The organism is Actinomadura monticuli, from assembly GCF_041463655.1.
GTDB lineage: Bacteria > Actinomycetota > Actinomycetes > Streptosporangiales > Streptosporangiaceae > Spirillospora > Spirillospora monticuli.
Window position 1 is genome coordinate 128223 of record NZ_JAXCEI010000005.1, and the last position, 13922, is coordinate 142144.

General features: G+C 72.7%; 13 protein-coding genes. 11 read left to right on the forward strand and 2 right to left on the reverse strand.

The genetic code is table 11. The features are described 5' to 3' along the window. The first annotated feature begins 144 nt into the window (after positions 1–144). The 6 genes from SM611_RS12445 to SM611_RS12470 all read left to right on the forward strand — a co-directional run bounded on the left by SM611_RS12445 (position 145) and on the right by SM611_RS12470 (position 6607). Positions 145–1500, forward strand: coding sequence for a phosphomannomutase/phosphoglucomutase (locus SM611_RS12445; RefSeq protein WP_371949647.1), 1356 nt, complete (start codon positions 145–147; stop codon positions 1498–1500). Between the two features lie 45 nt (positions 1501–1545). Further along, positions 1546–1728 (forward strand): Trm112 family protein, encoded by a 183-nt coding sequence (locus SM611_RS12450; protein WP_371949648.1) that lies wholly within the window; start codon positions 1546–1548, stop codon positions 1726–1728. A gap of 103 nt (positions 1729–1831) precedes the next feature. Beyond that, a complete protein-coding gene (locus tag SM611_RS12455; RefSeq protein WP_371949649.1) occupies positions 1832–2980 on the forward strand; it encodes an SIS domain-containing protein in 1149 nt (382 codons plus the stop codon). Next, positions 2981–3970, forward strand: a complete 990-nt coding sequence (locus SM611_RS12460; RefSeq protein ID WP_371949650.1) for a cation diffusion facilitator family transporter — start codon at positions 2981–2983, stop codon at positions 3968–3970. 378 nt (positions 3971–4348) lie between these two features. Further along, positions 4349–5899, forward strand: a complete 1551-nt coding sequence (locus SM611_RS12465) for a sensor histidine kinase (protein WP_371949651.1) — start codon at positions 4349–4351, stop codon at positions 5897–5899. Between the two features lie 33 nt (positions 5900–5932). After that, complete coding sequence (locus tag SM611_RS12470; protein WP_371949652.1) at positions 5933–6607, forward strand: response regulator; 675 nt, start codon at positions 5933–5935, stop codon at positions 6605–6607. Positions 6608–6672: 65 nt separating this feature from the next. Here the strand turns inward: SM611_RS12470 and SM611_RS12475 are convergent, their stop codons facing one another. Further along, on the reverse strand, positions 6673–7026 hold the full coding sequence (locus tag SM611_RS12475; protein ID WP_371949653.1) for a MerR family transcriptional regulator: 354 nt from the start codon (positions 7024–7026) through the stop codon (positions 6673–6675). A 168-nt stretch (positions 7027–7194) separates the two neighbouring features. Between SM611_RS12475 and ahcY (SM611_RS12480) the strand changes: the two genes are divergently transcribed. The 4 genes from ahcY (SM611_RS12480) to SM611_RS12495 all read left to right on the forward strand — a co-directional run bounded on the left by ahcY (SM611_RS12480) (position 7195) and on the right by SM611_RS12495 (position 11794). Beyond that, entirely contained in the window at positions 7195–8625 is a 1431-nt protein-coding gene (gene ahcY, locus SM611_RS12480; protein WP_371949654.1) for an adenosylhomocysteinase, read from the forward strand. A gap of 273 nt (positions 8626–8898) precedes the next feature. Then, the gene (ahcY, locus tag SM611_RS12485) at positions 8899–10155 is read left to right on the forward strand and encodes an adenosylhomocysteinase (protein ID WP_371949655.1); all 1257 of its coding nucleotides are present in this window, start codon (positions 8899–8901) and stop codon (positions 10153–10155) included. Then, positions 10155–10733: a hypothetical protein gene (locus SM611_RS12490; protein WP_371949656.1), complete on the forward strand. Its 579-nt coding sequence runs from the start codon at positions 10155–10157 to the stop codon at positions 10731–10733. The genes ahcY (SM611_RS12485) and SM611_RS12490 overlap by 1 nt, the downstream gene beginning before the upstream one ends. A gap of 98 nt (positions 10734–10831) precedes the next feature. Further along, positions 10832–11794 (forward strand): LppU/SCO3897 family protein, encoded by a 963-nt coding sequence (locus SM611_RS12495; protein WP_371949657.1) that lies wholly within the window; start codon positions 10832–10834, stop codon positions 11792–11794. A 32-nt stretch (positions 11795–11826) separates the two neighbouring features. Here SM611_RS12495 and SM611_RS12500 read toward each other — a convergent pair whose 3' ends face one another. Further along, complete coding sequence (locus tag SM611_RS12500) at positions 11827–12852, reverse strand: RDD family protein (protein ID WP_371949658.1); 1026 nt, start codon at positions 12850–12852, stop codon at positions 11827–11829. Between the two features lie 71 nt (positions 12853–12923). On the opposite strand from SM611_RS12500, the gene SM611_RS12505 reads away from it, so the two are divergent. Next, a complete protein-coding gene (locus tag SM611_RS12505) occupies positions 12924–13919 on the forward strand; it encodes a stage II sporulation protein M (protein ID WP_371949659.1) in 996 nt (331 codons plus the stop codon). Positions 13920–13922: the final 3 nt, after the last annotated feature.

Here is a 13922-nt window from a genome sequence, read left to right on the forward strand (position 1 = left end):
CCGCCCGCCGGGCGGCGCCGCGGCGACGTCGCGGCCGGTCGCGTCCGCCCTTCCCGGTAGGCTCGTGAACCCGGTTTCCCGGGGCACAGGTTCTTCCGGGGCACAGATTCTTCCGGGCACGGGTTCTTCGGACAGGGAGCAGGAGTGGGCGACCTCGGCAAGATCTTCAAGGCGTACGACATCCGCGGCGTCGTCCCGGACGAGCTCGACCCCGCGATCGCCGAGGCGGCCGGGGCGGCGTTCGTGCGGGTGACCGGCGCCAAGGCGGTCGTCACGGCGCACGACATGCGCGAGTCGTCGGTGCCGCTGTCCGAGGCGTTCGCGCGCGGCGCCACGTCCCAGGGCGCGGACGTGATCGAGGCCGGGCTCGGCTCCACCGACCTGCTGTACTACGCCAGCGGCAGCCTCGACCTGCCCGGCGCGATGTTCACCGCGAGCCACAACCCGGCCAGGTACAACGGGCTGAAGCTGTGCCGCGCCGGGGCCCGCCCGGTCGGCCGCGACACCGGCCTCACCGAGATCCGCGAGATGATCGAGGACGGCGTCCCCGGCTACGACGGCGAGCCGGGCACCGTGTCGCGGCGGGACGTCCTCAAGGGCTACGCCGAGCACCTGAAGACGCTGGTCGACCTGTCGTCGATCCGGCCGCTGAAGGTCGTCGTGGACGCTGGCAACGGCATGGGCGGCCACACCGTCCCGTCGGTGTTCGAGGGCCTCCCGATCGACCTGGTGCCGATGTACTTCGAGCTGGACGGCACCTTCCCCAACCACGAGGCCAACCCGATCGAGCCGGAGAACCTGCGCGACCTGCAGGCCAAGGTCCGCGAGACGGGCGCCGACATCGGGCTCGCGTTCGACGGCGACGCCGACCGCTGCTTCGTGGTGGACGAGCGCGGCGAGATCGTCGCCCCGTCCGCGATCACCGCGCTGGTCGCGACGCGGGAGCTGGCCAAGCACCCGGGCTCCTCGATCGTGCACAACCTGATCACGTCCAAGGCCGTCCCGGAGATCGTGTCCGAGCACGGCGGGACGCCGGTCCGCACCCGGGTCGGGCACTCGTTCATCAAGCAGACGATGGCGGAGACGGGCGCGGTATTCGGCGGCGAGCACTCGGCGCACTTCTACTTCCGCGACTTCTGGTTCGCCGACTCCGGCATGCTGGCGGCGCTGCACGTCCTCGCCGCGCTCGGCGAGCAGGACGGCCCGCTGTCGGAGCTGCTCGGCGAGTACACCCGGTACGTCGCGTCCGGCGAGATCAACAGCGAGGTCGCCGACCAGGACGCCGCCGCCGCGAAGGTCAGGGACGCCTTCGCCGGGCGGCCCGGCGTCGAGATCGACGAGCTGGACGGCCTGACCGTGAGCGACGAGTCCGCCGGATGGTGGTTCAACCTGCGGCCGTCCAACACCGAGCCGCTGCTGCGCCTCAACGCGGAGGCGGGCGACGAGGCGACCATGGCGGAGATCCGCGACGAGGTTCTGGCCCTGGTCAGGGCAAAGTGACGACCGGGTCGGGCACGACCCACTGTAGGGAGAAGTGACGCTGCGATGACGATGAAGCTGGACTCCTGGCTGCTGGAGATCCTCGCCTGCCCGAACTGCGGCGGCGACCTGCGGGCCGACGAGGACGCCGACGAGCTGGTGTGCACCGGTTCGTGCGGCTACGCCTACCCCGTCCGCGACGACATCCCCGTCCTGCTCGTCGACGAGGCGAGGACGCCCGCCCCGTGACGTGCCCGGGGCGCGGCACCGGCCGGACCGAGGAGCGAGGCACGAGCGACGAGGGAGGCCGGCGCCGGAAGGGCGCCCCGAGCCGCCGAGCGGAGGCGGGGTCATGAGCGCGGGGCTGGACCCCGCACGGCTGGAGGACGCGGAGGCCGCCGAGGCGGCCGATCCCGGCGGGATGCTGCGGCAGGTCGCCTCGTCGGCGGCGCAGGTGCGGGAGGCGCAGCGGGCGGCGGCGGAGGCGGGCGTCGGGACGCTCGCCGAGGACGGCCGGCCGCGCGCCGTCGTGGTCGCGGGTATGGGCGCCTCCGGCATCGCGGGCGACGTGCTCGCGGCGGTGTGCGGCGCGGGCTGCGCGGTCCCGGTGCTCACGGTGCGCGGCCACCGGCTGCCCGGCTGGGTGGGCGCGGCCGACCTCGTCATCGCGGTGTCCTCCTCGGGGAGCACCGAGGAGACCCTGGACGTCGCCGCGGAGGCGGCCCGGCGCGGATGCCGGCTCATGTTCGTCGGCGCGGCCGGTTCGCCGCTCGCCGACCTCGCCGCCCAGACCCGCGGGATGTTCGTCCCCGTCCGGTCGGCGGGGCAGCCGCGTTCGACGCTGTGGGGCCTGGCGGTCCCGCTGCTCCTGGCCGCGCGCACGCTGCGCCTGGCGGACGTGCCGGACGCGGTGCTGGAGTCCACGGCCGCGCGGCTGGAGGAGGTCGCGCACAGGTGCCGTCCGTCCAGCGAGCCGTTCGTCAACCCGGCGAAGCGGATCGCCCTCGACCTCGCCGGGGACGTGCCGCTGGTGTGGGGCTCGTCCGACGTGGCGGGCGCGGCGGCGTACCGGCTGTGCGCCCAGCTGAACACGAACGCCAAGTACCCGGCGGTCTTCGGCGCGCTGCCGGAGGCGCTCCACGACCAGGTGATGGCGTTCGACGGCTTCTTCACGCGCGGCGGCTCCTCGTCCGGCCCGCCCGATCCGGACGACTTCTTCCGCGACCGGACGGAGGACCCCGAGCACGGCCTGCACCTCGTCATGCTGCGGGACGTGGAGGAGCATCCCCGGGTGCGCGGCCGGTGCGAGGCGTCCGCCATGATGGCCCGCGACCGCGGCGTCGCGGTGACGGAGATCCGCGCCGAGGGCGAGCACCCGCTGGAGAGAATCGCGACACTGATCGCCCTGGCGGACTATGTCACGGTTTACTTGGCTATCGCGCTGGGCGTGGATCCGACGCCCGTGCCTGCCATCGAAGAGCTCAAAGCGAGGATTACCTAGATGAGTGCTGAGGGTGGAACGAAGGCCATCGTCGCCGCGCTGGCCGCCAACCTCGGGATCGCGGCGTCCAAGGCCGTCGCGTTCGCGTTCACCGGTTCGTCGTCGATGCTGGCGGAGTCGATCCACTCGGTGGCCGACTCGGGGAACCAGGGGCTGCTGCTGCTCGGCCGCAAGCGGTCCGAGCGCGACCGGACGCCGGAGCACCCGTTCGGCTACGGCCGCGAACGCTACTTCTACGCGTTCGTCGTCGCGGTCGTCCTGTTCACCGTCGGCTCGGCGTTCTCGCTGTACGAGGGCTACCACAAGATCTCCCACCCGGAGCACGTCAAGGCCCCGGTCTGGGCGTTCGCGGTGCTGATCGTCGCGATCGTGCTGGAGACGTTCTCCTTCCGCACCGCGATCAAGGAGTCCAACCAGGTCCGCGGCGAGCAGTCCTGGTGGTCGTTCATCCGCCGCGCCAAGGCGCCCGAGCTGCCGGTCGTCCTGCTGGAGGACCTCGCCGCCCTGGTCGGCCTGTTCCTCGCGCTGTTCGGCGTCTCGATGGCCGTGGCCACCGGCGACGGCGTCTGGGACGGCATCGGCACCGTGGCGATCGGCGTGCTGCTCGGCGTCGTCGCGACGATCCTGGCGATCGAGACCAAGAGCCTGCTGATCGGCGAGGGCGTCGACCCCGACACCGAGCGGACGATCGTCGAGGCGCTGGAGTCGGTGGAGGAGGTCGCCCGCCTGATCCACATCCGGACCGAGTACCTCGGCCCGGAGGCGCTGCTGATCGCCGCGAAGATCGCCGTCTACCACGACGACACGGCCGCCGAGGTGGCGCGGGGCATCGACGCGGCGGAGGCGAGGATCCGGGCGCGCTGCCCCGAGGCGAAGCTGATCTACCTGGAGCCGGCGCTGGACGAGGCGTCCCGCACGGGCGCCGCGGAGGCGGGGGCCGCGGCGGAGGCGGGGGCGGGAGCGGCACCGGAGGCGTCGGCGTCGTCCTGACGCCGCGCGCAGCGGCCGGAAGAGAACACGGGACCCCTCGCCGGGCGGCCGCCGCAGTGCCGGCCGAACCCCAGCCCAGGCGAGACCGGCGGATGCCTCCGCGGATGCGGACCGCGGCCGTCCGGCGAGGTGCTTCCCCTGCCTCCCCGCCCGGACCCCTGAAACCGGGCGGTTCTGGTGTGACCGCGGCGGCCCCGCCGAACCCCCTACGTCGGCGACGGCCACCGTCGCGGTCACGGTTAAGACATTACGTTCGCGGGACTCTCCCCGACGTCCCCCTCAAGGAGGGATCCCGCGTGGTACTCCAGGTGGACCCGCCTCCTCCCTATACATCCGCACGGTGAGGTGGCGGCACGCCGTACGGGTCAGTATTGAGGGGTGACTCCCGAAGACAAGGCCCGGACCGGACCCGACCCCGCGGGGTTCGGCCCAGCCGTCGCACACCACGCGTGGCGGCTGTCCGGCCGGATCGTGGCGGGCGTCGGGCAGCTGCTGCTGTGGATCCTCACCGGGATCGGCACCCTGCTGCGTCCCCTGGCGGTGCGCCTCGCCGCGCGGCTGACCGGCGGCGCGGGACGCCGCCCGGCTCCCGGCGCCCCCGGCACGCCGCCCGGCGCCGCAGGGCCGACGGCGCCGCTGCCCCGCTGGATCAACACCTGGCGGGAGGTCGTCGGGTCCTGGTACTTCGCCCCGCTGACCGGGCTCGCGCTGACCATCGCCGCGCTGGCCGAGCTGGCGCCGCAGGTCGACTCGCCGCTCAGCCTCGCCGGCGGGTTCGCGGTCGCGGCGACGCTCCCGCTCGTCTGGCGCCGGGAGAACCTGCGCCCGGTCGCGGCGGTCGTGCTCAGCGCGGTCGCGGCGAGCCTGCTCACCGGGCAGATCCTGCTCATCACCACGAGCTTCGCCGCGCTCTGCACGCTGTACGCGCTGGGCCGGCAGCTGCCCCGCCAGTCGACCGGCGTCCTCGCCATCGGCAGCGTCGCCACGATCGCGGTCGTCTACCTCGCCGCCGGGACGCTCGGCGAGATCCCGTGGCCGGCCCCCATCGTCGCCGTCCTCGCCGCCATCGGGCTCGGGGACGCGCGGCGCGTCGTCGAGTCCGCGGGGCGGACGGAGGCCGAGGCCGCCGAACGCAACAACGAGACCCTCACCCGGCTCACCGCCGTCCAGCGGGAGCAGGCCGTCATGCGGGAGCGCGCCCGCATCGCCCGCGAGCTGCACGACGTCGTCGCCCACTCCGTCTCCATGATCGCGGTGCAGGCGGAGACGGCCCCGTACACGATGGACGACCTGTCGCCGCAGGCCCAGGCCGGCTACACCGAGATCGCCAAGACGGCGCGGGAGGCGCTGGTGGAGATGCGGCGGCTGCTCAGCGTGCTGCGCGCCGACGCCCAGCCCGAGCCGGACGCGGCGAACTCCCCGCAGCCGCGCCTGGACCGGCTGCCCGACCTCATCGAGCAGCACCGCGGCGCCGGCGGGCACGTCGACCTCGCCGTCCACGGCGACCCGCGCGCCCTGTCCACGACGGTCGAGCTGTCGGCGTACCGGATCGTCCAGGAGGCCCTGACGAACGCGCGGCGGCACGCGCCCGGCGCGGGCGTCCACGTCGACCTGATGTTCCTGCCGGACCGGCTGGCGGTCCGCGTCCGCGACGACGGCGCCTCCGCGCCGACGCAGGTGCTGAACCGGGACGGCTCCCAGCCCCGTACCGCCGTACTGGACGGGCGCACCCGCCTGGAGTCGCCGGAGTCCGGTGGCGGACACGGCCTCGTCGGGATGCGGGAACGTGCGACCATGCTGGGCGGGCGGTTCTCCGCCGGGCCGGCCACCGAGGGCGGGTTCCTGGTGGAGGCCGAGCTTCCGCTGACGAGGGAGGGGAATTCCATCCGTGGACACGGTTCGCAGGCGCCCCCCGGACATCGCCCCTGACCGGCCCGCCGGCCGTCCCGCGAGGCGGCGGACGTGATCAACGTGCTGATCGTCGACGACCAGACGATCGTGCGGGCCGGGTTCGCCGCCCTGCTCGCCGCGCAGGACGACATCACCGTCGTCGGCGAGGCCGGCGACGGCCGCGAGGCGGTCGCGATCGCCTCGCGGAGCCGTCCCGACGTCGTCGTCATGGACATCCGGATGCCCGGCATGGACGGCATCGAGGCCACCCGCCGCATCCTCGCCCTTCCCGGCGCCGAGAACGTCCGCGTGCTGGTGCTGACGACGTTCGACGTGGACGAGTACGTCTACGACGCGCTCGCCGTCGGCGCCAGCGGCTTCCTGCTGAAGGACGCGACCGCCGACGAGCTGGTCTCCGCCGTCCGGGTGGTGGCGCGCGGCGACTCGCTGCTGGCGCCGCAGGTCACCGGGCGGCTCATCCGCGAGTTCACCAAGCAGCGCCGGAACCGTCCGCAGGCTCCGGCGGAGCTGGCGACGCTCACCGCCCGGGAGACCGAGGTCCTCGTGCTGATCGCGGGCGGGCTGTCCAACGGGGAGATCGCCCAGCGCCTCGTCGTCAGCGAGCACACCGTGAAGACGCACGTGGCCCGCGTGTTCACCAAGCTCGGGCTGCGCGACCGCGCGCAGGCGGTGATGCTCGCCTACGAGTCGGGCGTGGTGGTACCGGGCGAGAACGCCGCGAACTAGCCGCCGTAGGGCGGGTGGCCGCCGTGCGGCGGGTACCCGGGCTGGTCTGGGCGGGATCGTAGCGGTCAGCGCCGGCGCAGCAGGCGCATCGCCTTCTCCTTCTCGAAATCGAGCGCGCGGGTCGGCGGCGCGGACAGCCGTCCGATGCGTTCGCCCAGTTCACGGACGTGCGCCTGCACCTGCGGCTCGGCCAGGACGCGCAGCCCGAACGCCAGTTCGGCCGGGCCGATGTCGTAGCGCTTCTCCAGCGCGAGGGCGAGCGCGACGGCCCGCAGCTCGGCCTCACCGAACCGCCGGTGGCCGTTCCCGCGCCTGGCCAGGGCCGTCTCGCGGGTCACGGGCAGCAGCCCGAGGGCCTCCCGGTAGCGGAGCATGCGGGGCGAGGTGCCGAGCCGCCGGGCGGCCTCCGTGATGCGCATGGAGCGATTCTGACAAATTCGTGTCAGAAAGTCGCGTCCGGGCGTGCCTTCCCGTGCCGTCCGGCCGTAGACTCGCGGCGTTGACGCGGCCCGCAGGCGCCCGTCAAGCCTCGCCCACCGGCCCGCACACGCCGACGGCGCGCCGATGACCAAGGGAGCAACGAAAGCATGGACTACAAGGTCGCCGACCTGTCGCTGGCCGACTTCGGACGCCGGGAGATCCGGCTCGCCGAGCACGAGATGCCGGGCCTGATGGCGGTGCGCGAGGAGTACTCCGCCGCCAAGCCGCTGCGCGGCGCCAAGATCATGGGCTCGCTGCACATGACGATCCAGACGGCCGTGCTGATCGAGACGCTGGTCGAGCTCGGCGCCGACGTCCGCTGGGTCTCCTGCAACATCTTCTCCACCCAGGACCACGCCGCCGCCGCGGTCGTCGTCGGCAGGGACGGCACCGTCGACGACCCGAAGGGCGTCCCGGTGTTCGCCTGGAAGGGCGAGACGCTCGAAGAGTACTGGTGGTGCACCGACCAGGCCCTGCAGTGGCCGGACGGCACCGGCCCGAACATGATCCTGGACGACGGCGGCGACGCGACCCTCCTCGTCCACAAGGGCGCCGAGTACGAGAAGGCCGGCGCCGTGCCGACCGCGTCCGAGGACGACCCCGAGGAGTGGGGCATCATCCTCGACACCCTGCGCCGCACCATCGCCGACAAGCCCGGCCGCTGGACCGAGACCGCCGGCGCGATCAAGGGCGTCACCGAGGAGACCACGACCGGCGTCCACCGCCTCTACGAGATGGCGAAGGCCGGCACGCTCGCGTTCCCGGCGATCAACGTCAACGACGCGGTCACCAAGTCGAAGTTCGACAACAAGTACGGCTGCCGGCACTCCGTCATCGACGGCCTGAACCGCGCCGTGGACGTGCTGATCGGCGGCAAGGTCGCCGTGGTGTGCGGCTACGGCGACGTCGGCAAGGGCTGCGCGGAGGCGCTGAAGGGCCAGGGCGCCCGCGTCATCGTCACCGAGATCGACCCCATCTGCGCGCTCCAGGCCGCGATGGACGGCTTCCAGGTCACCACCCTGGACGACATCGTCGACCAGGCCGACATCTTCGTGACGACCACCGGCAACTTCAACATCATCACGGCCGACCACATGGGCCGGATGAAGCACCAGGCGATCGTCTCCAACATCGGCCACTTCGACAACGAGATCGACATGGCCGGCCTCGCCAGGACCCCCGGCATCGAGAAGATCGAGATCAAGCCGCAGGTGCACGAGTGGCGCTTCCCCGACGGCCACTCGATCATCGTCCTCGCCGAGGGCCGCCTGATGAACCTCGGCTGCGCCACCGGCCACCCGTCGTTCGTGATGTCCAACTCGTTCACGAACCAGGTCATCGCGCAGATCGAGCTGTTCACCAAGACCGACGAGTACCCGATCGGCGTCTACGTCCTGCCCAAGCACCTGGACGAGAAGGTCGCCCGCCTCCACCTCGACGCCCTCGGCGTCAAGCTCACCGAGCTGACCAAGGAGCAGGCCGCCTACATCGGCGTCCACGTGGAAGGCCCCTACAAGCCGGACCACTACCGCTACTGAGCCCATCGCTTCGCCCTCGGCGTCAGGCGCTGGCGCGCCTTCCTTCAACGGGCGAAGCGGCGATTGCTGCATCGCTTCGTCTCGCCTGGCGGCTCGCTGCGCGATCAGGATCTCGCAAGCTCGATCCTGCCTTCGGACGCAATCGCGACGCTGAGGTGGTCGCGGGCCGGGGTTAAGGACGTCGCACTGCGGATTCACGTGGTGCTGACGTTGTCGGGATGATGGCTGCCGGGCGGGGTGTCCCCGTCCGGCGGCCGCGTCTGTGGGGAGTTCATGAGCGATATCGCGGACGGTTCGCTGGCCTACGAGGGCGTCAAGCGGATCGGGTGGGCCGAGCGGAGCATGCCGGTGCTGCGGCAGATCCGGGAGCGGTTCGCGGAGGAGCGACCGCTGGACGGGTTCAAGGTCGCGGCGTGCATGCACGTCACGACCGAGACCGCCGGGCTCATCCGCACCCTCCAGGCGGGCGGGGCCAGCGTCGCGCTGGCGGCGTCCAATCCGCTCTCCACGCAGGACGACACGGCCGCGGCGCTCGTCCACGAGTACGGCGCCGAGGTGTTCGCGCGCGCGGGCACCGACCGCGAGGGGTACTACGTCCACATCCACCAGGCGCTGGAGACCGAACCCGACTTCGTGCTGGACGACGGCTGCGATCTCGTCAACACCCTCCACATCGACCGGACCGACCTGCTCGGCACGGTCAAGGCCGGGTGCGAGCAGACGACGACCGGTGTGATCCGGCTGCACCAGATGGCGCGTGAGGGCGCGCTCAAGTTCCCCATGGTCGCGGTCAACGACACCGACACGAAGCACATGTTCGACAACCGCTACGGCACCGGCCAGTCGACGCTGGACGGGATCGTGCGCGCGACGAACACGCTCCTGGCCGGGAAGACCATCGTCATCGCCGGGTTCGGATACTGCGGCCGCGGCTTGGCCGAGCGGGCCCGGGGCCTGGGCGCGCGCGTGGTCATCACCGAGATCGACCCCGTCAAGGCGCTGGACGCCGCGCTGCAAGGTTTCGCGGTCCAGCCCATGGCCGAGGCCGCCCCGGACGGCGACGTCTTCATCACCGTCACCGGGAACCGCGAGGTCGTGAACGCCGACCACCTCGCGGTGATGAAGGACGGCGCCATCCTCGCGAACTCGGGGCACTTCGACGTCGAGATCGACGTGCGGGCGCTGAGCGACATGGCGGTCGAGGTGCACCGCGGGATCCGGCCGCAGACGGACGAGTACGTGCTCGCCGACGGACGGCGCCTCGTGCTGCTCGCCGAGGGCCGTCTCGTGAACCTGGCCGCCGCGGAGGGCCATCCGGCCGCCGTGATGGACATGTCGTTCGCCGACCAGGCGCTCACGTGCGCGTGGCTGGCGAAGTCGCACGCGACGCTGTCCCCGGCCGTCCACGAGGTGCCCAAGCACATCGACACGGAGGTCGCGCGCCTCAAGCTGGCGTCGATGTCCATCTCCATCGACCTGCTGACCCCGGACCAGGAGGACTACCTCCACTCCTGGCGCATCGGCTCCTGATGCCGTCGGGGACGTACCTGCATCTCGACGAGGGCCTGGAGGAGCGTTTCCAGTGCGCGCCGGGCCCCGGCGGGTGGCGGTACACGTCCCGGAGGGACGACGGGTTCCGCGTCGACCTGGTCGTGGACGCGCGGTGGCGGCAGATCCGCGTCGAGTTCGTCACGTCCGGCTGGTGGCTGCGCGGCGGCCTGACCGGGCCCGAGCTGGCGTGGGTGCGGGCGTCCGGGGAGACGGGCACCGAGCACGCCGAGCGCGCGGCGGGATTCGTCTCCGACTCGCCGGGCTTCCTCGTCGCGGTCGCCCGCTCGCTGGGGTTGGACGAGGGGGCGCAGACCGACGTCCGGCTCGTCCAGGTGAGCGGGACGTCGCTGTCCGCGCTGACGACCCGGTGGCGCTGGCGGCTCGCCGGGACGTCAGCCTACGAGACGGAGACCGAGCCGCTGCCGGTCGCGGAGTACGAGGTCACCGATCTGGCCACGGGCGAGGTGGAGACGGTCCACCTGGCGGGCGACGTCGTCCTGGCCGCCCCGGGGATCGAGCTGACCGATCTGGAGTCCCCGCCCAACCTGCTCGGCTGACCGCCGCCCCCGTGGAAATCCGGCTGCGCCGCGACGTGCTTCGAGCCGGCGACCCGGGCGCGGCCGGGGGCGCGTGTTCGCTATCTTTGTCCCTCTTCGTGATCAAGGAGGCGGACATGCAGGGCCAGGGACGGGCACCGGACTGGCAGGCCCCGACCGGCCCGCCGCCCTCTTACGGCCCTCCCGGGCCAGGGTCCGCCCCGCCGCCCGCCAAGAAGCCCTCGCCGCTCGTGTGGGCGGTCGTCGGTCTCGCGGCCGTCTTCTTCGTGGGCGCCACCGGGTTCATGCTCATCAAGAGCGGCGGCGGGCTGGACGGCCCGGTGAAGGCCGAGCAGTGCGTCGACACCGGTTTCGGGATGGACGCGGGCAACCGCATCCCCGCGAGCCTCCGGGTGGACTGCGACGACTCCGGCGCCAAGGCCACCGTCCTCAAGATCACCGACGAGGGCGAGGCGTCCGGCCTGACGATCACGTCCCGGGCCGAGCCGGACTGCCCCGAGGGGACGGACGGCGTCACCAACGTCCGCGGCGAGGCGACCGACGAGAAGTACTACGAGGCGTGCGTGCGCAACCTCCAGGGGCCGCACCCCGGCGACCCGGGCGCGGGCGGCGCGTTCCTGTCCGTCGGCGACTGCGTGAGCAGCGGCGCGATCGGCTTCGGCAAGGAGCAGGCGTGCTCGAAGCCGAACTGGTACGGCAAGATCATCGCGCGGGTCGGCGCGGAGTCGTCCTGCCCGGCGCGGACGCTGGAGATCATGAAGATGCGGTCGTTCGGCGGCGGCGACCTCGCCAGGCCGGTGCTCTGCCTCGGCCCCGGCGGCGGCGTGCTGGCGACCGGCGACTGCGTCGCGGACCCGTCCTTCAAGATCGGCGGGCCGGGCAAGGCCGACTGCGGGTCCGGCGAGGCCATCGCCAAGGTCGTCGGCCGCGTCAGGACGCAGCAGGAGTGCCCGGACGGCGCCACGCACTACATGACCAGCGAGAACGCCTACCTGCCGGTGCTCTGCCTGAAGAAGCTGCGCCCGACCCTCGACGAGAAGCTCCGCTCCCTGCCCGGCTAGGGCTCCGAACCACGTCCGTGATTGACGAACCGTCAGCCGCCCGGCGGGTACGGAGGCTGCTGCGGATGGGGGCCGGCGGGCGGCTGGGGCGCGTGCAGGACGTTCTGGTACGGCCCGGCGCCATAGTTGGCGGGCGGCAGGAACCGCGGCTGGCCCGGGGCGGGGGCGCTGAACGGCGGCGGAGCGGGCGGGCCCGGCCGGACGGGCCCGGCGGGCATCGGCGGGCCGGCCACCGCCATCGCGGGGGCCGGAGCGGCGGCCGGCGGGCCCCAGACGGGGAGGCCGAGGCGGCGCATGCGGCGGGCGCGGCGCTCGGCGAGGCGCAGTTCCTCGCGGTGCCGGCGTTCGGCGAGCACCGCCGACAGCAGGATCTCCGGCCGCACCCCCGCCGGCGGCGGCGGGCTGATCACCGCGACGACCTGCGAGGCGATCCGCTCGCCCAGCGCGTCGCGCACCTCCGGCAGCAGCTCCCAGAACCGCGACAGGTACTGCCGGGCCGTCATCGCCAGCTCGTCCGACAGCATCGAGATCTCCAGCGTCCGGGCCCACCAGGCGAGCTGCGGCGGCATCACCGCGACCGGCCCGAACAGCACCGACGCCGGGACGCGGTCCTGGATGACGATCGTCCCGGCGAACAGGTCGCCGAGCCGCTTGCCGCTCCGGTTGCAGAACGAGGTGATCAGCGCGGGGGAGCCGTAGAACGTCCAGAACTCGATGAACCCGGCCAGCGCCCGCACGAGGGCCTGCCGGAACCGGACCGGCCCGCCGTCGTCGCCGACCACGCGGAGCCCGACGATCATCTTGCCCAGCGTCCGGCCGCGCGTCAGCGTCTCCAGCAGGCACGGGTAGCCGACGAGGACGGCGACCGTGCCGAGCAGCGACAGCCCGATCGTCCACGCCTCGTCCGCGACGAGCGTGGTCATCGCCGTGACGTAGACGACGAGGTAGAGGGCGATCAGCTGGAAGACCAGGTCGAGCAGGAAGGCGCAGCCACGGCTGGCCAGCCGCGCGACGCGCAGGTCGAGCGCGACGGCCTCGCCGGTGACGAGTTCGGCCATGTCCTGATCCTCCAGGGTCGGGGGTAAGTCCATTTTGCCGCTTCGGTAAGCCGACACGTTAGTCTCGCCGGGTGGACGTCGACGCCTACGTGGCCGCGCACAACGCCGAGTGGTTGCGCCTGGAGCATCTCATCAACCGCAGGCGCCGGCTGACCGGGACCGAAGTGGACGAACTGGTCGAGCTGTACCAGCGGACGGCCACGCACCTGTCCGCCGTCCGGTCCAGCTCGCCCGACCCGCAGCTCGTCGGCCGGCTGTCGTCGCTCGTGGCGCGCGGCAGGGCCCGGGTCGCCGGCGCCCAGGCGCCGCTCTGGCGGGACGTCACCCGCTTCGCGACGGTGTCGTTCCCGGCGGCCGCGTACCGGGTGAAGTGGTGGTGGCTCGGCAACGCCGTCCTCGGCAACCTGCTCGCCCTCGCCCTGGCGATCTGGGTCGTGCACAGCCCGGAGGTGCAGGCGAGCATCGCGACGCCCGACGAGATCCGCGAACTGGTCGACCACGACTTCGCGAACTACTACACCGAGCATTCGGCGGCGTCGTTCGCGTTCCAGGTCTGGGTGAACAACGCGTGGGTGTCCGCCGTCGCGCTGATCTTCGGCATCATGCTCGGCATCCCGACCCTGTTCGTCCTGGTGGCGAACCAGGTCAACCTCGGGCTGATCGGCGGCCTGATGTTCGCCAACGGCAAGGGCGACGTGTTCTTCGGGCTGATCCTCCCGCACGGCCTGCTGGAGCTGACCGCCGTGTACCTGGCCGTCGCGGGCGGCCTGAAGCTCGGCTGGACGGTCGTCGACCCCGGGCCGCGCCGCCGCGGCCAGGCCCTCGCCGAGGAGGGCCGCGCCGCCGTCAGCATCGCCATCGGCCTCATCGGCGCGCTGCTCGTGTCCGGCCTGATCGAGGGCTTCGTGACCGGCTGGGTGCACGTCACCTGGCTGCGCATCGGCATCGGCGTCGTCGCCGAGATCGCGTTCCTCACCTACGTGATCGTCCTCGGCCGCCGCGCCACCCGGCAGGGCGAGACCGGCGACGCCGACCTCCGCCCCGACCTCGCCCCCGTCGCCGGCTGACCT